Source organism: Alteromonas sp. G5_S2_22_S1, from assembly GCF_054968525.1.
In genome coordinates this window covers 35,381-55,648 of record NZ_JBQKUJ010000001.1, presented here as the reverse complement: position 1 = coordinate 55,648, position 20,268 = coordinate 35,381, and the positions used below count along the sequence as shown (strand labels likewise).

Here is a 20,268-nt window from a genome sequence, read left to right as displayed (position 1 = left end):
GGCATCTATCTCTTTTTGCGGGTTTTGCGGCCCGACTGCCCAGTGCCTGGCTGCCCCTTCAAGTTTTTTGCTACGATTCCCGTGGCTGCTTCGTGGTATGCGTTAATGAAGCCCATTCGCACATATGCTGCACTTTTAAATAAAGCTTCTTTTGTTTTTGCGGTACAGGGGAGTGGTTTTCCGTCTTCATCTTGAATGTCACTACCAAATGCAGTGACGACACGAACACAGAATTTAACGTCATCGCCAATGAGCTTGTCGTACTCGTCTTGATTTAAAACCTCAAAACTTGCAGTGCATTTTTGAGATTCGGTATGGCCGCCATCAATTGGCACTTCAATTGATACAGGCCATTCGATTTCACGTTTTTTCGCTAAGATAAATGGCATGGTTGATTCTCAAATAGAGGTGCCATCCCTGGCGGTGAGTAAATCGCTGACTCCTTTGCTCAGCGCTTTTATCGCCCTACGGGGCACGTTGTATTAGCTGGTCTTGATAATACTGTGATGGCCTTTGATAACCCTGAAACCACAATCCCACGCTTGCTTGCCTTTAATAGCGGTAGGCTTAACCGTTAAGATTTGAATACCTGAACTCGACTGTTCAAACACTTCTCCATTGGCTACGCCGTGGGTGAATGTAAATGGAACAAGTGTTGAAGTTCTCATTAAGGCGAAGGGGTCGAAAGTTGACAGTGCTGGGCTTTCAATAATGAACTTTCCTTCTTCGCTCCAACTTTCAATAAACACTTGGTTTTGCTCAGTTCCCTCGTCATGTTCAACGTTGTGATTGTCGGCAAGCTCATACTCATAGAGGTTGAGAGCTTGAGCATCCAAAGTAAATTTGGTGTTGGAATTACTTAGTGGGAGAGGATCCTGAAATCCGCTGAAATCTGGTTGAGGTGGCAGGCCCTCGACGGTGTCGCCGTAGATTCCTTTCACTTCAAAAGTGAGGTATCCCAGTTCGTTTATTTTTCCTGCGACGGTAAGGGATGATTTTCCTGCAAGCAAAATGTGATACATCCCTTCCCAGTAAAAATAGAACGTACCGTCTTGCTCTTCCGATGCATTAAGAACCCGGTTATGGGTCACTTCATTTGCAACATCGGCTTTTTCGTCACGCATTGCCGTTTGCAGGATTGCACTGTATGCAGCTGCGCTTGATGCATCACCAGAGCCCGCGATTTCTACAGGGATAGTAAGTGTCATCATTTCACCTGCGTGAATGGCCTTCTCTCCACCTTGCTCACCCGTATCTAAATCGCGTGTAATTTGTTCGCTCTGATAAGGATCAACCGCCAACCCTTTGGTGAGTATCGCAAGAGGTTGTGCGCCAGCAGCGATATAGTCAGCGCCTTTTGTGTCGCTGTCTCTGCGAAGCGCCATCACCACAAATTTTTTGTCGTGTCTAAACCCTGGAGTGATACTCATGATTTCTTCTCCTGTGCTTTTGGCTGCGCTTTGGTTTCAATTGGGCGGTCTTCAACAACCACGACTTTTAGCTTTGGATGTGCACTAATTTGCGCGCGTTTGCCGTCGCTTAGCTCACCCGTTTTAAACTTGTTTTCACCAGGCTTAAACGTTACGGCTGCACGCGTAATATCGTTGTCGCTGGCGTTGGTCACTATGATCATGTTGCATTTCCTCTGTACCAGGTATTGGTTGAAAATCTGTCTATCCACCAAAGGCCGTCGTTGGTGAAACCGATAAGGTCGCCATTCCCCAAAATAACGCGTTCATGCTCATCATTAGGTTTCCAACCGAACAGCGAGTCACGCAGTGTATTGCGCAGGCTTTCAAGTTCTGCAAGCGTTCGCTCGCCTGTAGGGTCGTTAATGGCACGTAATCCAATGACTACACCAAACGTCACGATAAACTCTTGTAGCGGACGGCCCATATCGACATCACGGCTATTTGTCATGGGTCGATTGCTGACTGGCACGACAAACGCGGCGCTATTGCGATGCAGAGGTTGGCTCATTGCTTTTCGCACGTTGGCGGCGGTGCCAACCTCGTCGAACAGGCTGGCAATACGGGGTTTAACCAAATTCAGCATCAAATAAACCCCTTTGAGTTGCGACGGCTAAACACGCCTTCCTCACTCTGAATTTGTATCTGGTCGTCAGATGCGGGCGACTCGTTGCTATCTGATAGACCTAACCGCACTTCGCCTTTTCCCACCGACTTCAAAAAGTCCATTGCCGCCTTGTTGTTCTTATCGACGGTTTCAGGAACGGTGTGGTCGTACATATTGAACCTGGCGATGTCAGCGCATATTTTAATTAGCACGCTAGGCACAACATTAAGGGGCAGGGTGTAACGCCCACCCAAATAGCCATCAATCAAATCACTGGCATCCTCTATGGCTGCACTCACTGCTTGCTCGTCAATAAAGCCGTTATTGTCGCGGTCAGTAAGACGTAACAGTTCATCGGCTCCGTAACGGTCAATTAAGTTGTCAGTTGTGCAATACGCCATAGTGATGCTCCGACTAGCGCTAATTAGGCGCTAGCACCCGTGTCGTTGGTTGTGCTGGCTTTACCCGTTGCTTTCGCTCCCGTCGACTTGGTAGGTGCGGCTTGCGAAGCAGTCTTTTTCTCTTTCGTCTTTTCTTCAGCGGCGGAAGCGGTGAGCGCGGCAGAGATAAGTGAGGTATCAACGCCTTCTGGGATGGCATCGGACTGCACTTCACGGACAGACAGCTTTTTCTCTTTGTGAATAGCGTTGAGTTGCTCTTCTGTAAAGTAACCTTCAGGGAAGGCTTTTCCGGCGTCAGTAAAGGTTGTGCCGGCACGACGAAAGGAAGGCACACTTGCGGTAATAATTAATGAGACAATAGCGAGTTTTGACATAACGTTTCTCCAAAACAACTGGCCTTTATCTAAAAGCCAGTTGTAGTAGTTGTAGTGATTGTTAAGGTTCTAGGTATACAGGCTTATAGGAAGTCGGGACTTAGGACTGTAAACTTGCCTTTAAGCTCGTTGCTTACCGTCACGCCGCCGTCGTCAATTTGCTCACGCTCGTTAATTTGCGTAGCAAGTTTGTGCAGTGAGGATGGTACGACTAGCGTTAACTTGTTCTTGCCTAAGCCCAATGAGCGACCACCGTCTGCCTTAAAGCTGCGGAATAAATTAATAGCTTCCCAAAGCGTTTCAGATGTTAGTTCTTTCTTAACGCCTACTGCCATTTGCCAGAAGCCGTAGCCCACATTACAGCGGCAATCTACGCCGTAGCGGAAAACCTTATTCATGAACACTTGTTCGTCGTTAGGGTTATCCATGGCGACAAATTGCATACCCTTGCGCTCTTGGAAGATAAGCGGTTTTAAGCTTCGCGAGGTGTCTAACAGATACCAGGCATCGCCTGTGTAGCCTGCATCAATGATTGCGTTAGAGAACGAGGTATCTGCGCCGCTGCCATCTACTTCAGCATTGACTGGGTGGTCGGTGTCAAAGAAGTACTGCCCGTCGTAACAGGTAGACGTGAAGCCAGCACCCAACAAAGGGAATACCAGTTCGTCTGGGAATACAGACGCCGCGTAACCCATCTCATCCATCATGGGCGAGTACACGCCTAAGTTATCATCTTCGATATCGTTTCTATCTACCGCTACCGTCGATTCAAAGTCCTTATTGGTAATTGAGTAGCCATGCTCTTTGATTGACTTAAGCTGACGCTCGCCAACCCATTCGCTGAAGCCTGGCCATTGCCCTAACCAGCCATAGGTATTCGATTTGGTTGAGGATGGAACGACGGTAGCGACGGCATTGAACATCGGCATGCCACGGGTTTTACCGTCTTCAAAGTTTTTACGAAACCCAGTGCGGATTGCGTTTAATACAGGTGAGGTAATAATAGCCATGTGCTTTATTTCTCCAAATTAAGTGTGTGGTTAGGCAGAGCTAGTCTTTCTTAAGCTCGGTGGCGTAGTCCTCGTGGGAAATACCCAGTTGGTCTGCTACAAGCTTTTGGTCAGCGGTAAGGGCCGCAACGCCGTTTTGGTCTTCACCGTCTGGTTTCTTTTCTTTGGTTTGTTTCCCACCAAAGGCTTCCACGCTTGCGCGGCCATCAAGCTGTGCTTTAAGCGCTGCCATGCTACTTTTGCCTAGGCTACGTAAGTAAGGCAGCTCCGCTTGCGCCACGAACTTGCCGTCTTTTTGGGCCTGCTCAATAAGCTGGTCGACAGTCACTGCGCTGTGGTTTGCCGATAACGCTGCTAGCTCTGCTACCACGCCGTTATAGGTTTCGATAGGCACATACTCGGCTGGGTTAATGCCTTCTTTTGCTTGCTCTACTTTTGCCGTAAGTGCGGCAATTTGTTCGTCGCTTTGTGCTGCGCCGTCTAACTTGGACTTAATTTCGTCAAGCTTGGCTTTCACGCCTGGCTTAGTTAACTGTGCATGTAATGCAGCAGCATCAATGTCGGTAGATGGGGTAGTAATCCCCAGCAGGTTAAATAGCAGGGCTAATGCTTCGTTCATGGGCGTAGGCTCCGATGGTTGGTTATTAACGTTTGCATGAAGGGCGGCAGCTTGACTCATGCCCTTTACTGCTGGGTCATTAGTGAGAGCGGCGCTGTGAAGGTCTAACACTTCACCTGTGTGTTTGTTGTAAATGACGACGGGGGAGTAGTACTTGTACTCACCGTCTTTGATGTGCTTTCGCGCGGTGGGCGTGAAATTAAGCTGAGCAAATAAGCCTTTGTCTTCTCGCCATTCGAATTTATTACCCCATGCACTGGCAGGGGCTTTAGAACCGTTTTCTTTGGCAAGTAGGGTTTGGTGGTCATAGTCGACAAGCAGCTGCTCGCCCGCATCAGCTCGCGCATTTAGTTTGGCGGCGAGGGCTTCGCCTTTAGCATTATCGATGCGCCACTTATTACCAGGCACTTCAGTAGGGCGGCCATCATAGGCAGCGAAGTCAGCTCCCGGGAGTATTTGTTGCCAGGGCTGTTCTATATCAATTGAAAAGGTACAGGCAGCAACGCCAAGTGGAGACTCAGCGTTGTTCGACTGGTTCGATAGGGCAGCAAAGGACACGGCTGCTGCTAGCGTTGTCGCTACATGGCGGCCTCCAAGTACTGAAGATGTAAGTGTGGTTAATTGTTTTTTCATAGCCCGACCAGTATGTCGGGCTATAGGGAAGGATGGGGATTAGTCTAGGTTTGGGCTATATCGAAACAATACCGTTGGGAAGAATAAATTTTTCATAGTAGGCCCTCAGCGATTCAAAATAGTCTTCGTTAAACTCACGAGTAACATTTCCCTGACTGCCATAAATCCTAACTTTCACATCTTGTGCGTAAGCAAGCTTCTTTATTTGTTCTACAGTGATTGGGTAATGCGCTTCTTCTCTCACTCTTATACCACCCACCGCGCCAGCCAACCCTTTAAGTACGCCCCGGTTGTATGCGGAACCACTGGGGCTAACGAATGGCATTTTCTCGCCATCAACTAATAATACAAGTGATTCGCCAGGGTTTATAAACACCCATCCTTCGTAATGAAGTATTACAGCAAGCGTAGTTCCAACGCTTTCCTTTTTGACGTCAGTAAATACTTCGATAAACGCTTGACTTAGTGACAGCATGGGTGCGCCATCCAATTCGCCTGCGCTGGGCATAGAGTATCGTTTAAAATCTTTGAACTCGTCCTGAGTTAACCTATATCCATCTTCAATTTGATTTTGCGTCGATTGGCAGGCGAAAAGGGTTAGAAGCAAAATTGCGGCTAAAATGTTTTTCATACGTTTCCTTGTATATTTGTTTCGATGTCAGATTACGAGATCGAAAGTTATTTGCCAAGACCTTAAAAGGTTCTCTCCATTTAAGAAAATTGGAATAATCCTTCATAAAACCGAGTTTTCTCTTTCGGTAGAGGTTACGCTCTCTCTCATTGCTGTTTAAATCTCACTAGAAGTGTTTAAGTTTTTTAATTGGTAACTTTGCTCACCTTTTTAACAAAGTCTTCGTAGGGTGGCTTACATCGCGTTTTACAAGATTGCATCTTTTAGGTGCCCTTGCAGTAATTCTATGATTTTATCCTCGTCGCTCCACGGCCCAGTTGTGAGACCTAAGAATGGTCGGGCAGGTATGCCGTCTTCTTCTCTACCGAATTGGTGTGTAGCGGCGTATTCTTGGTTGCTTCCGAATGTGAGTACTCTTCCCGTTATCTGATAGGTTAACAAATCACGCATGGTACCGGATTGCTGCAGTATCCTATCTTCGCCACCTTTTCGTGCTAACGTCTCTGGCGCTAGCGGTTCCCATTGCTCCCCGTTGGGCGCTAGCTCAAGCTTAAAACGTTCTTGGGTTGCTTCTATCAGATAGTCACCGATTTCCGCGAACGCTGGCTCTAAGTCAGTTCCTGCCCTAGCAATGCGAGAAAGCAACGCATTTATCTCACCACTGCCATAAGCACGAACGGTAATGAAGCTGCCAGCCATATTAATCTGCCTGCAGCACTAGGTTAGAAAGAAGATCACCAAACATGGCTTTTTCATGTTCAGGGGCTTTTTTCATTAGCGCTTCAATACGTGCTTGCTTTTCTGCAGTTGGTACCGACGATTGAAGCACTTGCTGTGCGTCACGCAGCTGCTCGCTTTCTTCTTTATGGCCATCGTTAATTTTATCGAAAATACTCATTACAGTAGTTCCCCCATTAGTTCGTCGAAGTATGCGACTATCGCTGGATAGTGCGTTTCAAGCATGGCGCGATTAAGCGCCCATGCGGCAAAGTGCTCGGCATGCCATTCCATGGTGTCTTGCATACTGTAAGTGGTAATACTCTCATTTAAGCCCGGTGTAGGAATTTCCATGCGCATGGCCTGAAATTGAACTTGGTGTCCCATTTCATGAAGCCATGTGATTATTGCGCCACCATGATCACCACTGTCTGTATAGTGCCTTACAATATGCGACAGCGACCATTGCCGCTTGCCAGCCTGTAAAGCGAGTATTGCCGCCTCTACCGCATTGGTTAAGTCGGTAATGTCGGCAATTTTATTTAAGTTTACACCTGTTTTGGCTTTTACGACGACGTGTTTCCAAGCAAGTGCTGTGTAACCATTTGCACGTCGTGCGGTGTTACTGGGTACAGGCCAATGGCCATTGGCTTTTGATATTGGGACATTTAAATAACTGGTAATGTCCTCTTCCAACTCTTTGGCTTTCTTGCTTCCACGCACCATTTCAGTTGGTTTAAGAAACAAGGTCTTCATACCGTAGGTAGTAATGAATTCGGTCACTTGGCGCATTTGTGGTTGCGCTTGGCTCAATTCTGAAATGACCTTGTTTAGCCCATGAATGGTTACATTCTTATTGGTTGAGTAAGCGCTAGGTACCGCACGTTCAGGAAGGCGGTTTTTTAGTGGCGGCTTTGAAATTTGCTGCTGGCGCAATACATCGGCTTGCGATTTTGAGCCCGGCGAATAATCGAAACCAGGGTCGATACCTACAGGCACTTGGTGCGCTTCACCTGTTTTCTTATCTACCCATTCGCGCGTTTCAATAACAGGCTCTTTGCTTAACGTCATGTTCTTGCGCTTAATACTGCGCTCTGTCTCACCAAACACTTTGCATTTACAGCCCCAACCGTTTTGGGGAAACCAGGTAAGCCAGAACGGCGACTCTTTAGGTAAAATGGTACCGTCTTTACTTTGGTGATGTGGGCGAGGGTAGCGACTATCGCCGTGCGCATAGCGCCAGTAAGGAAAGTTCTGCAGCTGCTGGAAGCGGCCCGCATTATAAGCTTGGCGCATGTTCGTGTCATAAATGATGTTAGCTCGCCATGCGGCACTGCCTGTGTGTTCCCATCCATGCTTTTTAACCAGGTGTTTAAACTCTTTTTGAAACCAGCTTAAACTTTTACCCTCGGCTATTGCGCTGTCTACCATTTGGCGAATGTCGGCCAGCAATTCGGTTTTGGTTGCCCCTGCCACCATAAAGGCGTTGTTGTGCTGCTCGCGCCACACGTCAGCCCAACGTTCGCTGGGCATGTTTAACTTGTTTCTAAAGTGGGTAATGGCTTCAGAAAACTTCTGAGGGCCGTACTGGACAGGCATTATTTATTACCCTTCCGTTTCGGTACCCAAATTTTGAATAGGCCACAGTCAGGACATTTAGTTTGGCGATGAGTTTTAAGCATTTTTCTTGCCCAGCTGTGCCAGCTAATGTAACCAGAAGGGCATGGTGTGTGATGATCGCAAGGCATTATTGTTATCTCCCCTCATTTACATCAAATCGTCCGCTTAACTCAGCTGCGGTAAAAGCTTGGCCCAAAAGTAGTTGATAATCTTCAATGGGCAGTTGGTCTTCTAATTCCAGCAGCTGCTCTAATAGCGCCTCCAATGAATCAGCATTAGCTACTAGCGACTCAATGGGTTGCATTAACTGACTGAACGATTCGCCAGCCTGTTGTGCCAAGCGCTTGGTAAGCACATCCGCGCCGTCGTCTTTCGGCTGTTGTGCTTTAAGTGCAGCGAGCGCTAAACGCAATGCAGCGGTTTGCGGCTCTTGTTTTGGGTCGTCCTTATCCGCACCTTTTTCCTCTGGCTCTTTAACAGCAGGCGTGGCGGCAGCGCGAGCCAAGATAGCCTCTTCGCCTTCAGGCTCCGGAATGCGCAGCTTATCTTGCGCCCAGCTGGCCGGAATACGAAAACCAATGTCGACCAGCTTGGGTAAGCTATCAGCGTATTGGCTGATGTCTTCGGGCTCTTGTGTGTCAAATATAATGCGCGGCTTACGTCTTGGGTCGCCTCGGTAGCTTAGGCTGTTAAGCGCGTGCATCGGCAACACAAGGTCACGATTTAGCGTGTTAGCAATTTGGCGTAAGTCATGGTCGCGAATGTCTTGTCGTACTTCATTGTGCACGTTGCCTAGCGCTTGGCTCCCCGTGCTGTCTACCTGTGATGTGAGGGTTTGACCCAAAATGACTTTGGATTGGATGCGCTCACACCAGCTCATCATGGTCATGAAGGGGTCGCTGCCGCCGCCTTTCGCTGCTTCGTGAAATTCAATTTCCATGCCTTTGGGGATTATGCCCCCAGCGTTGTGGCCAATGCCGAGTACGGCTTGAAGCAAGCGGCTCTTTTCAGTATCAGTGGCGCCACTTGGGTATTTACCCAATTTAATTGGAATACCGTAAATCTCTAGAAACTCGGCTAGGTCGCGTACAGAATAGTTTTTGAATATAAAGGGCCATGCCAGCTGACGAATTAAGCCAATGCGTGCGGCATAACCGCTCTTTGCAGGATGGCGGTGCTGCAGCCAGTTAAGCGGGCGTAGCTTCTCGCCTTTACCCGTTTGGTCACGAAGGGCAATGCAGTCCTGGTCGTCGTGGTGTAGCTGAAACCACGTAGCGGGGCGGTGCACGAATGCCTCAGGAATACGGAAGTTATTGTAAAAGCCCCATTCATACTCAATGTTTGAAAAGCCTTTTAAAATGCCGTCACCCATACCAAATATGATGTTGTGCCAGTCTTCCACATCTTTCAGCATTTGCTCTATATTGGCTGCATCTTTTTGTTCCTGGGCGGTGGCATTCACAGGCGGCTCTATCTGCCAATCGATATCGGTCAGCGCCATTTTACGCTTGAATATTTCAGCCTGGATATGGCCGTCTTTCTCTTCGATGTCTTCAGCAAGGTAGCATTGCTCTAACAAGCTACCTTGTTCAGCATTTTTAAGAATGACCGCCAACGTGGCAGGCGTTAGCCCAGAACTAGGATGCTCAGCAAACTCGCGCCGCATTTGCGCCACGCGTGCTGAATTGTCGGTTTGTTTGGTTTTAAGGCCGCGCTCGCGAATGCGAAAGCGCGTACCGTTTTGCTCGTAGGTTTCCATTAGTAACACCCACTTTGTTGGATTGAGTAGTTGTCGTCATTGTTGCGGTTGTCGCGCCTTTCGGCTTTGGAAGGCAGGCTCATGTAGTCAATTTCACCGCCCTCCATTTTACTGGCCGCAACCATCATGCAGCAGGCAATAGCGCCGTCGCCGTGTCGCTGTTTTTTGCTGTCGGTTTTCGCATCGGGTATGCGAGGCACGCCCCGGTTGTTAATTTGAATAGAGCGCAGGTCATCCAAGATGTCAGCGTCACTCGGTATGATAATGGTGAAGTCCTCAAAGTGGGCTTTCATAGGCGGCATGCTTTCTCGATACCAGTTCTCGGTAATCTTGACCGACTCGATAAGCCCCGCGCCGTAATGGTCAACTGCTTGCTCTGCTAAGTATTCACCGTTACCCGTGGCATCCAATTGCGCGCCAATAAAGCGCGGTAGCCTGTCAATGATGAAAAATAGAATTTGTTCTTGCTGCTTGTAGGGAATGTTTTTAAGCTCCACCACAAGCGGTACACGAAGGCTTAAGTCTTGCTGTATTGCACCAACCCATAAACACGTTAAGTCGCCAGAACGCGCGAAGTCTTCCCCTAAGCAGTGGCGCTGCTCTGGGTTTAACTTCTCCAGCTGAGGCAGTAATACCTCTTTGCACCAGTCTTTAATGTCGGCTGCGCGCAGGTCGGGGCGCATCTGGTTCCACTCAGCACTTTGTGCATAGTGGATAACGGTGGGCTGGCCACTTTCGTCGGGTTGCACCATAGCCTTATCGATTAGGGCACGGCTAATGTAAGCCCCACCGCCCGATTTAGGCACACAGAAATACTCTTCTAGTGCATCCTCTTGGCTGGCGGTATCGTTAAGTAAATCGTCCTTCCACTTTTGTTCGGCCTCTTGGCTCCAGTCATTCCCTTTAACCTGGCATATGCGCTGGTACAAGCCTTCATCGCACGCATCATCTAGTGTAATACGATGAATGCTGTAACGCTTTTTGCCTGCTCGGCTGTCTTGTATTAGCTGGTTAAAAAGGTTCTCAGCGCCATTGTGAGTACTGATAAGGCGCACCTTTGCGCCCCACATGGTAAGCGCAAGTGCAGCCTTGAGTACTTCCGCTAATTGGTCGTGAAAGGCGGCTTCATCAATCGTTACGTTACCCTGCATACCACGCAGGTTAGACGGCTTCGAGCTTAGCGCTTGTATTTTAAACCCACTGGCAAAATGAATAACGAAGGTAAGAATTTCTTTGCCTTCTTGGCCGTCATCAATGAACAGCTCTTCTTCTATGTCACCTGCAGCTTTATCAAAGGCCTTTGCCCACATGGCCGCGGCATCAATAAACTCGCGAGCCATTTCCTTATTCGAGCCCACATAAAAGTGGTTGGTACCGTGTGCGCTTTTGGTTCTACTGGCGGTAAGCACAGCGTCTGACGCTTCGGCCCACGTTATACCTGTTCGACGGGACTTCTCAGCAATCTTCAGCGGTGAGTCATCGGCTACCCAGCGTTTCTGGTACCCAAGTAAAAGTTCGTTCTCATCGAAGGGAATGAAGGTAGGGAGGCCGAACCGCGTTTCAAGCCTGTCGCATTGTTCAATGGCTTTTTGATATTGTGTTTTACTGGGCCTGATTTCCTTAGGTGTAGGGGCAGGCTGTGGTGGCAGCTTCATTAGGCAATCCCCAAAATCTCACGCTTAATTTGCGCAGCACCATCTGCGGTTAGTCCCGCTGCTTTGGCTACCTCTGCGGCACGCTCTGCGGCTTCTTCCGCCATGGCCTTGCGGATTTCTTTTTCACGCTTGGTACTTTCAGTAGCGGCTTTCTCAAGTTTCTCTACTCCAACGGCTAGGTCTTTAATGAACTTAGGCTCAACAATTTTCCCTGACTCAGACATTTTTAGCACTTGGTCGAACGCTAGGGTGCGAACCATCTCAATGAGCACTTTCGAGACTTCACCTGTTGGCTTACCGCCCAGCTGGTCTACCCATTGTTTAGACACTTCACGGGCTTCCTGAATGCGACTGCCCACTGTGGCCATGCGCGTGGCATAGCGGTTAAGACCGCTACGTGAGATATGTTCTTCTTCAGGCAAGCCCGCGTCGCGAATAAGGGTGTTTACGCGATCAAGCACTTCGGTTTGTGTAACGGATTTATCGCGCAATAGCTCAATCAGCTCAGACTTTATGTCGTCGGGAAGCTGGTCTATTTTGCTGGGCTTGCCACGGGTGCGCTTATCGCTCATCGTTGTTACCTCGGCCCTGGGCGTTTAACACCGGGTGTGGTGGCAAGGCCTCGTTCAACGTCTAGGCCGCGCTGTGTAATGCGGGCTATGGTGTAACTCTCATGATGTTCCAAGGTGACTAAGCCTTGCTCTTTCAGCCAATGTAGCTGTGTGCCTAGCTTATCAATGGTCATTGTGTTGCCGTAACTGGCGCACACACCCTGGATTATGCTGTTATTGGCGGCGTAGTTTTCCATAGCTGCTAGGCAGTGCAGAATACTCAAGCGTTCGTGTTCGTTTACTATAATTGCGATGGCCATTAGTTCTTGTCTCCGCGCAACTCGTTTTCAAAAAGTATGTTTACGTTGTTTAACACCTGTTTAAACACAGGTTCCATGCCTTCTAATCGTCCATTTAAACGGGCGATTTCTTCTCGAAGGGCGGCGCTTTCTCCGGCGCTGGGAAGGTGTTTAACGTGGCTATCAATTTCATGCACCTTATCGCGTAGCTTGTAGTGCTCAATCTGATGGTCTTTGAACTTCAGTTCGTTTAGTTTTAAGCGCTCTTCCTGGCTATTAACGTGCGCTGCTAACTCTGTCTTTGTCGCGAAATACTTGCTCAGCCAATACAATCCAGCCATCAGCATTACCGATACAAAGAACGAATAAATTTTCCAGTTGTCGTTAAGGTGGCTTACTACATTTTCCATGCTATCGATTCCCGTTCTCTACATCTTGTTGGCAATCGGCGCAGCGCTGAGCATCGACTATTATTCTGCGGCGTTGAGTTATATCGGCATCACAGCGCACGCATAAAGGTGCGCCATGCTCATCAGTTTTAATGGGTGGTGTAGGTGTTACTTGGTTAGGCCTAAAGCGCGTGGCCATTCGTTTAAAAGGGGCGCTGGCTTTATCTGCCATATCCGCTGCATCCATCAGCTGGCTCCCTGCTTGCTGAACTTATCCCATGTTCTAAAGCCAAACCAAGCAAGCACTGGCGAAGCGATAAGTAGCGCTATCTCCCAGTTAGCACCGTTGCCATGGTCGAAGGCATTGAGCAATTCCATTACAAAGATATACGCGGCTGTGAACCAGCTGTGCCGCCGCGCAATTTCAGGGCGAAATGTTTTAATTTCTTTGCCCGAACGCAAGGTTTCTTGCTGCTGAGTATGCATCCCCAAATCATGAGTTAGCCTGGCTTTCTCTCGCTCGGCTTCAATTTGTGCTAGCCCTAGCTCAATTTCGCCTACAACCTCGGGCGGTAAGCTGTCTACGGTGGCCTTTACCTTGGCTACGCTACTAGGCGATGTGTCGCCGTTAACTGCCTCTACGACATCGGCAATGGTGTGTGCCACCTTTTCCGTCGCACCACCTTTACGCTCACCAAAGAGACGAATCAGTGACGGACCATATTTAATGAGGGCTGAAATTCCTGCAGTGGCTAATACAGACATTAAGCATGTGCTCCAAGTTGTTTACGTATTTTAGTGATGTGTTGCTCGGCATTCAGTCGCTGAGGTGTCTCACCATTGTCTAGGTAAGCTTCCAGCTCTTGGCGCGTCACACTATTCCAGCCCTGCCGCCAGTACCAATGAGCAGTAGCGCGATAGCTGCTTTCAGGCAGTATCGTAAGGGCTCCTGAAAGTCTCGCTACTCTTTCGGCTTTAAAGCGTGCACGGCGACCCGTGTTAAACCATTCTTGGTTAAATTTGCTTACGGGCATGGCGGCACACTTAAGTCTAATGGAGTAAGGTTATACAAATACGCATTGGCATTATCCATGTAATGCTTCACGGTGCCTTTGCCTGCCATTGAGTTGTAAAACTGTTTCCAGTACTCGGCGCGACCTCGCAGTGACGAAGGGATTGGCTCTGGACGTAAACGGTAGTGCAGACGACAGAATATGAAGCTTAAAAGCGGGTCATCCGCCAAGTTGGTGTGCACCAGCTTTCTAATGTCATAACCGAATTCCATGTGAATGGTTTTCACTATTCGCATGGGGGTGCGCTGAATAATGTCTTGAAATGCAATGAGGTCGTGCTGACAAAGCCCCATACCTGCGCCGCCTGGGGTAGGGTCTTCATAAAGGCCAAGACACGTTTCAGCTGCTGCAGTTTCAAGCAGCAGGTTCGTAGCACAGCCAGTCGCGCCATGGCCCAACACATCACATGCTTGACGCGCTAGTGTAATGGCTTTGATTTTCGACGTTAGGCCGTAGTGGTAAGTGGGATTTTCTTGGTTCATGCCGCCATCGTAGCGATGGCGGTGAGATAGGTGGGATTAGTCTGGGTTTAGGTTAACTTTTAACTTCGGCTAAAAAACGTTTGAGCGCATGGTATGACTTACTATCTTTACCATTGTCTATGATAGCGTCCTCTATTGTACCGTCGGGCGTTTCAACTCGCATCCATACTCTATTGGCGTTTTCAATGTTTTCAAGGGTTTCTAGACTCACTGAAAAAGCTTTCGAACTGTTTCGCGTGTAGCCATCGACGTCGTAACTTGAAACAAGTTGGCTTTCTTTAAGCGTGATAATGTCACCATCAATATTTAACTGCGCACCAAAAATTGGGGTAACGTCATTGAATACTTGCACGATCATAAAAGCATCATCTGGATACTTACTATTCCATTGAAGACCGAAGCCAGTGCAAGTCATGTCAGTGCAAGCGTTACCGTGGGGCGCAATATTAACGACTTTTGAATTATCAAAACCAGAATGACTGACTTTTGGGGCTAGCCCAGACGTATTCGAACAAGCGCCAATGGCTAAAGCAGAAAGAAACACTACAGTTCTAAACATATTAGACTCCTTTTAAAACCCAGTAGAATGGATCGCATTTTGAATTCAGTCAAATTTAAACACCACCTTTCAATAAAAAGCCCGCACATGGCGGGCTGGCGCTTATCGACTTAGCGTATCGATTAGCTTTCCTTGCTGCGACTGAAGGTAGTCGAGTAAAACAGCGAGTTTACGCGTAGAACATAGTCCCTCGGGTACTGCACCTAACAATTCGGCGAGCGCCTCTTGGCATGTTGTAAGCGTGTTTAGCTCTTCTAAAAAGTCTGTATTATCCATTTGCATTACTCCTTGCAAAAATAAGCGTGAGAGATACCGATAATTTCGCTCTCCCAGTGGATGCCTTCATAATCTGCCAGCCATTTGCGGGCTGTTTTATCATCCTTTTTGAAACCAGCAGCCGCCATTACATTTGTTTTATTCGCCCCCGGGTGTTGACGAAGGTACTGGACAACGTTTTGTATGAACTGGTGTTTTTTATGCTCGAAGTATTTATTGCTGGGTGATTTTCTTGTGCTGGCCTTTTTAGTGTGCGACAGCTGCTGTTCTAACAACTGGGCTTTGTCGCGGTAGAGCTGCAACAACTCGCCTTGCAAGTCTTGATTGGTAGCCTGTAATGCTTGTACTGCACTGTTGCCGTACTGACTGCTTTGTAGTGTATCGGCCATTTGATTGAACGCATTGATATACGCTTCTTTTATGGCGGCGGCTTGCTTGCCTGTAAAACCCATCACCAAGAACATGAAACCGTCTTTAGTGACGTTATACATTTGCCGTCTCTCGCCTTTGGCATCTTTGTAGTCAACGAGCGCAAAATTGCGCGCGTTAAAATATGCAGAGCTATCAAGGTTTCTAATTGCTCTCAGAATATCTTTATGTTGCCTGCTAAATACTTCTGCGATACGCGTTGATGGGGTGTACAGTTGATTGTCTTTTATCGATATGTAGTGGCGCAAGTCCACGTTTGGTAATTGATTGACCATATTGGCCTCCGTATAGTTTTAAGTTCACGACTACCAGTTAGTAGCTGGTAGCCGGGTGTCAACTAGAGCACTATACGAGGGCTCCGGGCCTATTTCCCTTGCGGGTTTTGTATTAACGCCTCTCCACCCGACCATTGAAAATGGACGGATTTATGCCAAACTTACAGGCATAAAAAGGCCGCAAGGCTAACGGGTGCGGTTAACCGCGTATAGATTTCTAGTGCGGCAACCTTAATCCCGTGCGTGCGGCGTGTCAATGTTTCCTTATGCAAATGATTGGGTATTTGTGCAAAACGTGTAGAAGGTCTACAACAGCTACAACTACAACAATTGGTAAAATATGCGGGTGTGGCGTTTAGAGCTTTTCCAGTAAATACCGTCGTATTTTTCTAGTCGAGCGCGCGCGGTTTTATCATCTTTAGCATATCCAGCGGCGTTAAGCAGGTCGCCTTTTCCCACTTGGCCTTCTCGAACTAGTACATGCTTAACTTGGTTTACGAACTCAAGGTCTTGCTCTGAGGCTTGCGCTTCAATTAAGTCTACCTCTTCTAGCTCTAGCGTATTCGGGTCGATATCAAATGCTTTGTCGACGATGGCTGCACGCTCTTTTCTTACCTCAAGAATTACACCTACGCCTTCAGCAAGCTCTCGCTTCTTAAGCTGATACATATTGTCTAGGCTATTTCTAATTGCATTACTACCCTGGTAATTGCGCCCGTCTTTATTGCTGTGACCGAGTATAAGAATGGTACCGCCCGCTTCTCGAATATCTTTTAGCAGGTTCATTACCAGTCCAATTTTGGCTTCGTTGTTTACATCGGCAAAGTCTCGAAGACTGTCCACAAAGAAGATCATGTTTTCAAATTGATTAGCAGTAGCGTTTTCTGCCAACGTTCTTAAAAGTTCGAACGGGGGCAGGGGGCTTTTGCTACGTTGCACATAGTGCAAGTTTGCATGAGGTGCGATAAGCAGTTCGTGTACCTTGCGCTCTTTCAATACACTTAGTGGGTTGTCAAAATCTAAGTAGAACACTTGTTTCATACGGGGAGCACAGTACTTTGCCAGCGCAAATGCTAACCAGCTTTTGCCGTTCCCGCCATCGGCATACACCATGGTCATCATGCGCTTAGTGATGAAGCCTTCAATAACGAAATCTATCTTTTGATTAAAATCAGCTTCGCACAGGCTTGCTTGTGTGAGTATTTGGAGCATTTATTCGTTGCCTTATTTTGTTTCAATTAACTTGCATATCATTGCGCCTATCGAACATTGCATCATCGCAAGCCATATACACAGTGTTTCTTGTTCGATAGTTACCGCAGAAATCATAAGAATGATTGACCCTACCCCCAAAACTTTACTGTACTTCATTAAACCTCTCCCAATGCTTGGTATTTGATGGTGTGATACACGCCACCAAAATGTTCAATGTCTTCATCTGTAAAGCCAGCAGCAATCAAATGGTCTTTGGTTAAACTTTCAAACAGTTTGAATAAAAGCTTAGAGCCGCGTTTAGAAAGCTCCACACAGCCAAACAACTCATCCATTGGAATCTCTTCAGACTCGGTTTCTTTTTCTATCACTGGTATTTCTCCTGATAATTTGTTGTTACCGCCGTAAAGCAGTTTGTTTAATACTGGCGTTACTCTTAAGCCCTCCACCTGAACACGTCGCACCACTTCTTTGACGACAGTTGCGGGTAACTTGCTTCTAATCGCCAACTCGCGAGTGCTTTCAATTCCTCTGCCATCTAAAATGGCATTGAGCTGTAATTGTGTAATGGTGTGGCCGAGTACTTGTAGAGTCATCGTTTCACCTACAAAAGCTGTGGTTGAATTTTGTTGCGATATTCTTCACGCTTGGTGCGCAGAATCTCGTAAACACGAATTTGATTGAGTTCAGGGCAGTATTCTTTTCGTATCTTTTCTACTGGCCAGTTGTGGTTGTGCCACAAACGAAACATTTGAATGTCTCGTAGTTCTTGTTGAAGGCGCTCACCGCGTGGTAAGTATCTACACTCACCACCTTGGTAATGCGCTATTTCTGCGATAAGTTGGCAGCTAAGCTTGTACGCCTTGTTATCTTCGATATTTGCCTTTTTAAGGCGGCGCTCACAAATTAAAACCAATGCCCACAAGTGCTCTTTGTATCTGGCCATGGCTAGTGCTTTGTCGTCAGCTAAATCCGGCAGGTGCTCCAATAGTGAGTCAAAGTCATCGTCAAAATCGAACTGCTCTTGATTGCTCACGGCATCAGCTCCTCAAAAGCGCTTTTTACATACTCGTAAGGCGCTTTTTCTGTACTCCACACCTTTCTGTGCCCTTTCAACACGGTGTGCCCTTCAGCAACGAGCTTTATTGCCATCTCACGTCGGTGCCAGTTCTTAAGTGACTCCAGTACTTGTGCCAAGCTCTCATCTTTCAGCCAGCCCACGTGCGATATGTTCACCATGCGCGATACATAGGCATCCAGCGCACTTTCAGAACCATCGCGCACAAAGCCTTGCTGGAACATGGTTATCCAAATGGCGCGTACTTTGTCTATTTCTGTGCCTTTGGATTTTGGTGACAGTCTGCGGCCTGATGGCGCTTTTCGGGTTTTGAACCCTTTCGCCTTCATTTCATCCATAACGCTTTCTAGCTGTTGCACGCTCATGCTTGTGCACGAGTTGGTACCCGTTACGCGTTGAAGCAAGTTGCGGTAACTGTCCTCATCCATTTTGAGCTGCGCTTTTGCGACATGAATTTTGGTAATTAACCCGCGCTTGATAGACATTTATTCGTCTCCGATTGGCAAGCTGTCAGCCGCGCCTTGAAAAAACGCTTGAGCAAACAGCAACGCTGCAACTAAAAGAGAAAACGCACCTCCCCAGTTGTATCCGAAGTAAAAGCAATACGCCGTGGCGTAAAGAAACATCATAAATAAACAAAGACGTAGCATGGTTTTCTCCTTTCCCTAAACAAAGCCCTGAACGTTCAAGACTTTGGTTAAGGGCCCCGAAGGGCCGCTCGTTATTTAGCTGGCATTATTTCTAGCCACTTTTCGTTGTTGCTTTCGTCGTGATACACGTTCATCACGTAAGTTTCTTCTACTCCATCAACGTCTGACGGCAGCTGCGCAACGGCTTCGGCTAGCTCTCGTTTCGAGCCAATGTGGGTTCGGCTAAGCACTTTCGGTTGATTGCTCATTTTTCAATTCCTTGTTGGTGTCAGTAGTAATGTCTGAGATATCCAGTGCAAGCTGGCGATACGTGCCATCTTCGAGACGGAAATAAATGCGGAAGTACTCAGCACTGCTATCAACCTCAATGGCGTCAGCCAGTGCGGTCATGGCCAGTTGCCATTGCTCGTCTTGAATGTTGTGTTGGCGAAGGCTTAGTACCTTGGCAGCGCTAAAGCGCCCGTGCTTATCGGTTTTAAATGCGCCTTGCACAATGGCTTGGAGATTCTTGTTGCTGCCTTTCGACCAGCGTTTGATGCACTCGTCAATCATTGCTTTTGCGGCAACAAGGTTTTCGTTGAAACACAATCTGTCTTGACGGCTGCGCTCAATCTTTATGCGACGGTCAAAGCTATAAAGCGTGACATTGCCCTTGGTGCCGCCCAGGCGTTTGTCATAATTCTTCATTGCGTGACTTACAAACTCAGCAACGTCTCGTTTCAACTTTTTGGTGAACGCTTGTAGTTCGTCATGCACCAAAATTGCGTTAAGAAAGAGCTCTCTTGTCAATTTGTCGCGCTCAATCTCAAGCGGCTTGATGCGGTCTTTGCGGCGTAGGTTGCCCTCACCATCTTCCATAAAACCTTGCGGGGCTTCTGGTTGGGCAATTTGATAAAGCTTGTCGATAGATGTCATGCGTTTAGTTCCTGTTGTGGTTCTTCATTGGTTAAGTGCCATTGCACCGTGCAGCCGTATAGTCGTGTAGCCATCATGTGACAGCGGCCAGTGTGCGTTCCCGTAATTGAAATCAATGTTCCTTTTACCCGCTTGTCTCTTGGCGGAAGGATATTGATAACGGTGGATGTGTCTTTGATAGACAGGCCAGTGATGGCACACCCTTGTTTGATGAGGTGCGTCATCGCCAGGCTCGCCTTATCCACTCTTTTCTTAAAAGCAGTGTTATAAGCGTTCATTGCTTGCTCCTATGTATGCAGTTTTGACACGCTCTAAAAAGCCTGACGCGCTGCGGGTTACTTGCCGAAAACGGTCTTATCTGTTCGTTTAAACAGCGTTTAACCGCTATTGAACCAAGCACTGGACAGGTCACTGTTAAATTTGCGTACGCTGCCAGTACTTTCTTTTCAATGTTGCTAATGCTTCCTGGATACTTCTCATTGAGTACCTGCGAAAGCGTGGTCTTACTCATGCCCGTATCTAATTCAACCTGACGTCGGCCAAGCTCCTTGACTTTTTTCAACAATAATGCGAACCACTCCATGC

34 protein-coding genes are annotated in these 20,268 nt (G+C 47.7%); all 34 read right to left on the bottom strand.

Annotated features, from left to right (window positions below; genetic code table 11):
- Positions 1-5 precede the first annotated feature (5 nt).
- Complete coding sequence (locus ACTRWF_RS00330) at positions 6-389, bottom strand: hypothetical protein (protein WP_014976435.1); 384 nt, start codon at positions 387-389, stop codon at positions 6-8.
- Positions 390-482: 93 nt separating this feature from the next.
- Positions 483-1,430, bottom strand: a complete 948-nt coding sequence (locus ACTRWF_RS00325; protein WP_427269790.1) for a hypothetical protein — start codon at positions 1,428-1,430, stop codon at positions 483-485.
- The gene (locus ACTRWF_RS00320; protein WP_171337140.1) at positions 1,427-1,633 is read right to left on the bottom strand and encodes a hypothetical protein; all 207 of its coding nucleotides are present in this window, start codon (positions 1,631-1,633) and stop codon (positions 1,427-1,429) included. Before ACTRWF_RS00320 ends, ACTRWF_RS00325 begins: the two co-directional genes overlap by 4 nt.
- Positions 1,630-2,055: a phage tail terminator protein gene (locus tag ACTRWF_RS00315; RefSeq protein WP_348667931.1), complete on the bottom strand. Its 426-nt coding sequence runs from the start codon at positions 2,053-2,055 to the stop codon at positions 1,630-1,632. The genes ACTRWF_RS00320 and ACTRWF_RS00315 overlap by 4 nt, the downstream gene beginning before the upstream one ends.
- Entirely contained in the window at positions 2,055-2,477 is a 423-nt protein-coding gene (locus ACTRWF_RS00310) for a gp436 family protein (protein ID WP_014976439.1), read from the bottom strand. The genes ACTRWF_RS00315 and ACTRWF_RS00310 overlap by 1 nt, the downstream gene beginning before the upstream one ends.
- A 23-nt stretch (positions 2,478-2,500) precedes the next feature.
- Entirely contained in the window at positions 2,501-2,851 is a 351-nt protein-coding gene (locus ACTRWF_RS00305) for an HI1506-related protein (protein ID WP_462834909.1), read from the bottom strand.
- 83 nt (positions 2,852-2,934) lie between these two features.
- Complete coding sequence (locus ACTRWF_RS00300) at positions 2,935-3,861, bottom strand: Mu-like prophage major head subunit gpT family protein (RefSeq protein WP_014976441.1); 927 nt, start codon at positions 3,859-3,861, stop codon at positions 2,935-2,937.
- A 40-nt stretch (positions 3,862-3,901) separates the two neighbouring features.
- Positions 3,902-5,113, bottom strand: coding sequence for a phage protease (locus ACTRWF_RS00295; protein WP_462834908.1), 1,212 nt, complete (start codon positions 5,111-5,113; stop codon positions 3,902-3,904).
- A gap of 55 nt (positions 5,114-5,168) precedes the next feature.
- A complete protein-coding gene (locus ACTRWF_RS00290) occupies positions 5,169-5,744 on the bottom strand; it encodes a hypothetical protein (RefSeq protein ID WP_462834907.1) in 576 nt (191 codons plus the stop codon).
- A gap of 246 nt (positions 5,745-5,990) precedes the next feature.
- Positions 5,991-6,443, bottom strand: coding sequence for a phage virion morphogenesis protein (locus tag ACTRWF_RS00285; protein ID WP_462834906.1), 453 nt, complete (start codon positions 6,441-6,443; stop codon positions 5,991-5,993).
- A gap of 1 nt (position 6,444) precedes the next feature.
- Entirely contained in the window at positions 6,445-6,642 is a 198-nt protein-coding gene (locus ACTRWF_RS00280) for a hypothetical protein (RefSeq protein ID WP_272966984.1), read from the bottom strand.
- Positions 6,642-8,060, bottom strand: a complete 1,419-nt coding sequence (locus ACTRWF_RS00275; protein WP_462834905.1) for a phage minor head protein — start codon at positions 8,058-8,060, stop codon at positions 6,642-6,644. Before ACTRWF_RS00275 ends, ACTRWF_RS00280 begins: the two co-directional genes overlap by 1 nt.
- A gap of 154 nt (positions 8,061-8,214) precedes the next feature.
- Positions 8,215-9,840, bottom strand: coding sequence for a phage portal protein family protein (locus ACTRWF_RS00270; RefSeq protein ID WP_462834904.1), 1,626 nt, complete (start codon positions 9,838-9,840; stop codon positions 8,215-8,217).
- Positions 9,840-11,495, bottom strand: coding sequence for a terminase large subunit domain-containing protein (locus ACTRWF_RS00265; protein ID WP_462834903.1), 1,656 nt, complete (start codon positions 11,493-11,495; stop codon positions 9,840-9,842). Before ACTRWF_RS00265 ends, ACTRWF_RS00270 begins: the two co-directional genes overlap by 1 nt.
- Positions 11,495-12,067 carry a phage protein Gp27 family protein gene (locus ACTRWF_RS00260; RefSeq protein ID WP_462834902.1) on the bottom strand — a complete coding sequence of 191 codons (573 nt, stop codon included), beginning with the start codon at positions 12,065-12,067 and terminating at the stop codon, positions 11,495-11,497. The genes ACTRWF_RS00265 and ACTRWF_RS00260 overlap by 1 nt, the downstream gene beginning before the upstream one ends.
- A 5-nt stretch (positions 12,068-12,072) precedes the next feature.
- Positions 12,073-12,366: a VpaChn25_0724 family phage protein gene (locus tag ACTRWF_RS00255; protein WP_462834901.1), complete on the bottom strand. Its 294-nt coding sequence runs from the start codon at positions 12,364-12,366 to the stop codon at positions 12,073-12,075.
- Positions 12,366-12,755 (bottom strand): DUF2730 family protein, encoded by a 390-nt coding sequence (locus tag ACTRWF_RS00250; RefSeq protein WP_462834900.1) that lies wholly within the window; start codon positions 12,753-12,755, stop codon positions 12,366-12,368. Before ACTRWF_RS00250 ends, ACTRWF_RS00255 begins: the two co-directional genes overlap by 1 nt.
- Before the next feature lies 1 nt (position 12,756).
- Positions 12,757-12,981 carry a TraR/DksA C4-type zinc finger protein gene (locus ACTRWF_RS00245; protein ID WP_014976453.1) on the bottom strand — a complete coding sequence of 75 codons (225 nt, stop codon included), beginning with the start codon at positions 12,979-12,981 and terminating at the stop codon, positions 12,757-12,759.
- On the bottom strand, positions 12,981-13,499 hold the full coding sequence (locus ACTRWF_RS00240) for a hypothetical protein (protein ID WP_427269813.1): 519 nt from the start codon (positions 13,497-13,499) through the stop codon (positions 12,981-12,983). Before ACTRWF_RS00240 ends, ACTRWF_RS00245 begins: the two co-directional genes overlap by 1 nt.
- Positions 13,499-13,768, bottom strand: a complete 270-nt coding sequence (locus ACTRWF_RS00235) for a hypothetical protein (protein ID WP_282763523.1) — start codon at positions 13,766-13,768, stop codon at positions 13,499-13,501. Before ACTRWF_RS00235 ends, ACTRWF_RS00240 begins: the two co-directional genes overlap by 1 nt.
- Positions 13,759-14,289 carry a hypothetical protein gene (locus tag ACTRWF_RS00230; RefSeq protein ID WP_462834899.1) on the bottom strand — a complete coding sequence of 177 codons (531 nt, stop codon included), beginning with the start codon at positions 14,287-14,289 and terminating at the stop codon, positions 13,759-13,761. Before ACTRWF_RS00230 ends, ACTRWF_RS00235 begins: the two co-directional genes overlap by 10 nt.
- Positions 14,290-14,341: 52 nt before the next feature.
- Complete coding sequence (locus tag ACTRWF_RS00225) at positions 14,342-14,848, bottom strand: hypothetical protein (RefSeq protein ID WP_462834898.1); 507 nt, start codon at positions 14,846-14,848, stop codon at positions 14,342-14,344.
- 102 nt (positions 14,849-14,950) lie between these two features.
- Complete coding sequence (locus tag ACTRWF_RS00220) at positions 14,951-15,124, bottom strand: hypothetical protein (protein WP_427269816.1); 174 nt, start codon at positions 15,122-15,124, stop codon at positions 14,951-14,953.
- Between the two features lie 5 nt (positions 15,125-15,129).
- Entirely contained in the window at positions 15,130-15,828 is a 699-nt protein-coding gene (locus ACTRWF_RS00215; RefSeq protein ID WP_462834897.1) for a Rha family transcriptional regulator, read from the bottom strand.
- 321 nt (positions 15,829-16,149) lie between these two features.
- Positions 16,150-17,040 (bottom strand): AAA family ATPase, encoded by an 891-nt coding sequence (locus tag ACTRWF_RS00210; RefSeq protein ID WP_462834896.1) that lies wholly within the window; start codon positions 17,038-17,040, stop codon positions 16,150-16,152.
- Positions 17,041-17,052: 12 nt separating this feature from the next.
- Complete coding sequence (locus ACTRWF_RS00205; RefSeq protein WP_462834895.1) at positions 17,053-17,199, bottom strand: hypothetical protein; 147 nt, start codon at positions 17,197-17,199, stop codon at positions 17,053-17,055.
- Complete coding sequence (locus ACTRWF_RS00200) at positions 17,199-17,636, bottom strand: hypothetical protein (protein WP_462834894.1); 438 nt, start codon at positions 17,634-17,636, stop codon at positions 17,199-17,201. The genes ACTRWF_RS00205 and ACTRWF_RS00200 overlap by 1 nt, the downstream gene beginning before the upstream one ends.
- An 8-nt stretch (positions 17,637-17,644) precedes the next feature.
- The gene (locus ACTRWF_RS00195; protein WP_171337122.1) at positions 17,645-18,076 is read right to left on the bottom strand and encodes a Mor transcription activator family protein; all 432 of its coding nucleotides are present in this window, start codon (positions 18,074-18,076) and stop codon (positions 17,645-17,647) included.
- Positions 18,073-18,603 (bottom strand): phage protein GemA/Gp16 family protein, encoded by a 531-nt coding sequence (locus ACTRWF_RS00190; protein WP_462834893.1) that lies wholly within the window; start codon positions 18,601-18,603, stop codon positions 18,073-18,075. The genes ACTRWF_RS00195 and ACTRWF_RS00190 overlap by 4 nt, the downstream gene beginning before the upstream one ends.
- A complete protein-coding gene (locus ACTRWF_RS00185; RefSeq protein ID WP_171337120.1) occupies positions 18,604-18,768 on the bottom strand; it encodes a hypothetical protein in 165 nt (54 codons plus the stop codon).
- A 71-nt stretch (positions 18,769-18,839) separates the two neighbouring features.
- On the bottom strand, positions 18,840-19,016 hold the full coding sequence (locus ACTRWF_RS00180) for a hypothetical protein (RefSeq protein ID WP_462834892.1): 177 nt from the start codon (positions 19,014-19,016) through the stop codon (positions 18,840-18,842).
- Complete coding sequence (locus ACTRWF_RS00175) at positions 18,991-19,683, bottom strand: DUF3164 family protein (protein ID WP_462834891.1); 693 nt, start codon at positions 19,681-19,683, stop codon at positions 18,991-18,993. Before ACTRWF_RS00175 ends, ACTRWF_RS00180 begins: the two co-directional genes overlap by 26 nt.
- On the bottom strand, positions 19,680-19,961 hold the full coding sequence (locus ACTRWF_RS00170; RefSeq protein ID WP_159117997.1) for a hypothetical protein: 282 nt from the start codon (positions 19,959-19,961) through the stop codon (positions 19,680-19,682). Before ACTRWF_RS00170 ends, ACTRWF_RS00175 begins: the two co-directional genes overlap by 4 nt.
- On the bottom strand, positions 19,958-20,266 hold the full coding sequence (locus tag ACTRWF_RS00165; protein ID WP_014976465.1) for a hypothetical protein: 309 nt from the start codon (positions 20,264-20,266) through the stop codon (positions 19,958-19,960). Before ACTRWF_RS00165 ends, ACTRWF_RS00170 begins: the two co-directional genes overlap by 4 nt.
- Positions 20,267-20,268 lie beyond the last annotated feature (2 nt).

Coding starts and splice junctions, on each gene's coding strand:
- ACTRWF_RS00205 (WP_462834895.1), bottom strand. CDS start 17,199: ATGAAGTACAGTAAAGTTTTGGGGGTAGGGTCAATCATTCTTATGATT.
- ACTRWF_RS00235 (WP_282763523.1), bottom strand. CDS start 13,768: ATGCCCGTAAGCAAATTTAACCAAGAATGGTTTAACACGGGTCGCCGT.
- ACTRWF_RS00250 (WP_462834900.1), bottom strand. CDS start 12,755: ATGGAAAATGTAGTAAGCCACCTTAACGACAACTGGAAAATTTATTCG.
- ACTRWF_RS00305 (WP_462834909.1), bottom strand. CDS start 2,851: ATGTCAAAACTCGCTATTGTCTCATTAATTATTACCGCAAGTGTGCCT.
- ACTRWF_RS00300 (WP_014976441.1), bottom strand. CDS start 3,861: ATGGCTATTATTACCTCACCTGTATTAAACGCAATCCGCACTGGGTTT.
- ACTRWF_RS00190 (WP_462834893.1), bottom strand. CDS start 18,603: ATGTCTATCAAGCGCGGGTTAATTACCAAAATTCATGTCGCAAAAGCG.
- ACTRWF_RS00315 (WP_348667931.1), bottom strand. CDS start 2,055: ATGCTGAATTTGGTTAAACCCCGTATTGCCAGCCTGTTCGACGAGGTT.
- ACTRWF_RS00330 (WP_014976435.1), bottom strand. CDS start 389: ATGCCATTTATCTTAGCGAAAAAACGTGAAATCGAATGGCCTGTATCA.
- ACTRWF_RS00260 (WP_462834902.1), bottom strand. CDS start 12,067: ATGAGCGATAAGCGCACCCGTGGCAAGCCCAGCAAAATAGACCAGCTT.
- ACTRWF_RS00240 (WP_427269813.1), bottom strand. CDS start 13,499: ATGTCTGTATTAGCCACTGCAGGAATTTCAGCCCTCATTAAATATGGT.
- ACTRWF_RS00215 (WP_462834897.1), bottom strand. CDS start 15,828: ATGGTCAATCAATTACCAAACGTGGACTTGCGCCACTACATATCGATA.
- ACTRWF_RS00275 (WP_462834905.1), bottom strand. CDS start 8,060: ATGCCTGTCCAGTACGGCCCTCAGAAGTTTTCTGAAGCCATTACCCAC.
- ACTRWF_RS00265 (WP_462834903.1), bottom strand. CDS start 11,495: ATGAAGCTGCCACCACAGCCTGCCCCTACACCTAAGGAAATCAGGCCC.
- ACTRWF_RS00185 (WP_171337120.1), bottom strand. CDS start 18,768: ATGCTACGTCTTTGTTTATTTATGATGTTTCTTTACGCCACGGCGTAT.
- ACTRWF_RS00320 (WP_171337140.1), bottom strand. CDS start 1,633: ATGATCATAGTGACCAACGCCAGCGACAACGATATTACGCGTGCAGCC.
- ACTRWF_RS00170 (WP_159117997.1), bottom strand. CDS start 19,961: ATGAACGCTTATAACACTGCTTTTAAGAAAAGAGTGGATAAGGCGAGC.
- ACTRWF_RS00165 (WP_014976465.1), bottom strand. CDS start 20,266: ATGGAGTGGTTCGCATTATTGTTGAAAAAAGTCAAGGAGCTTGGCCGA.
- ACTRWF_RS00230 (WP_462834899.1), bottom strand. CDS start 14,289: ATGAACCAAGAAAATCCCACTTACCACTACGGCCTAACGTCGAAAATC.
- ACTRWF_RS00255 (WP_462834901.1), bottom strand. CDS start 12,366: ATGGCCATCGCAATTATAGTAAACGAACACGAACGCTTGAGTATTCTG.
- ACTRWF_RS00175 (WP_462834891.1), bottom strand. CDS start 19,683: ATGACATCTATCGACAAGCTTTATCAAATTGCCCAACCAGAAGCCCCG.
- ACTRWF_RS00280 (WP_272966984.1), bottom strand. CDS start 6,642: ATGAGTATTTTCGATAAAATTAACGATGGCCATAAAGAAGAAAGCGAG.
- ACTRWF_RS00285 (WP_462834906.1), bottom strand. CDS start 6,443: ATGGCTGGCAGCTTCATTACCGTTCGTGCTTATGGCAGTGGTGAGATA.
- ACTRWF_RS00180 (WP_462834892.1), bottom strand. CDS start 19,016: ATGAGCAATCAACCGAAAGTGCTTAGCCGAACCCACATTGGCTCGAAA.
- ACTRWF_RS00210 (WP_462834896.1), bottom strand. CDS start 17,040: ATGCTCCAAATACTCACACAAGCAAGCCTGTGCGAAGCTGATTTTAAT.
- ACTRWF_RS00270 (WP_462834904.1), bottom strand. CDS start 9,840: ATGGAAACCTACGAGCAAAACGGTACGCGCTTTCGCATTCGCGAGCGC.
- ACTRWF_RS00200 (WP_462834894.1), bottom strand. CDS start 17,636: ATGACTCTACAAGTACTCGGCCACACCATTACACAATTACAGCTCAAT.
- ACTRWF_RS00220 (WP_427269816.1), bottom strand. CDS start 15,124: ATGGATAATACAGACTTTTTAGAAGAGCTAAACACGCTTACAACATGC.
- ACTRWF_RS00225 (WP_462834898.1), bottom strand. CDS start 14,848: ATGTTTAGAACTGTAGTGTTTCTTTCTGCTTTAGCCATTGGCGCTTGT.
- ACTRWF_RS00310 (WP_014976439.1), bottom strand. CDS start 2,477: ATGGCGTATTGCACAACTGACAACTTAATTGACCGTTACGGAGCCGAT.
- ACTRWF_RS00295 (WP_462834908.1), bottom strand. CDS start 5,113: ATGAAAAAACAATTAACCACACTTACATCTTCAGTACTTGGAGGCCGC.
- ACTRWF_RS00290 (WP_462834907.1), bottom strand. CDS start 5,744: ATGAAAAACATTTTAGCCGCAATTTTGCTTCTAACCCTTTTCGCCTGC.
- ACTRWF_RS00325 (WP_427269790.1), bottom strand. CDS start 1,430: ATGAGTATCACTCCAGGGTTTAGACACGACAAAAAATTTGTGGTGATG.
- ACTRWF_RS00245 (WP_014976453.1), bottom strand. CDS start 12,981: ATGGATGCAGCGGATATGGCAGATAAAGCCAGCGCCCCTTTTAAACGA.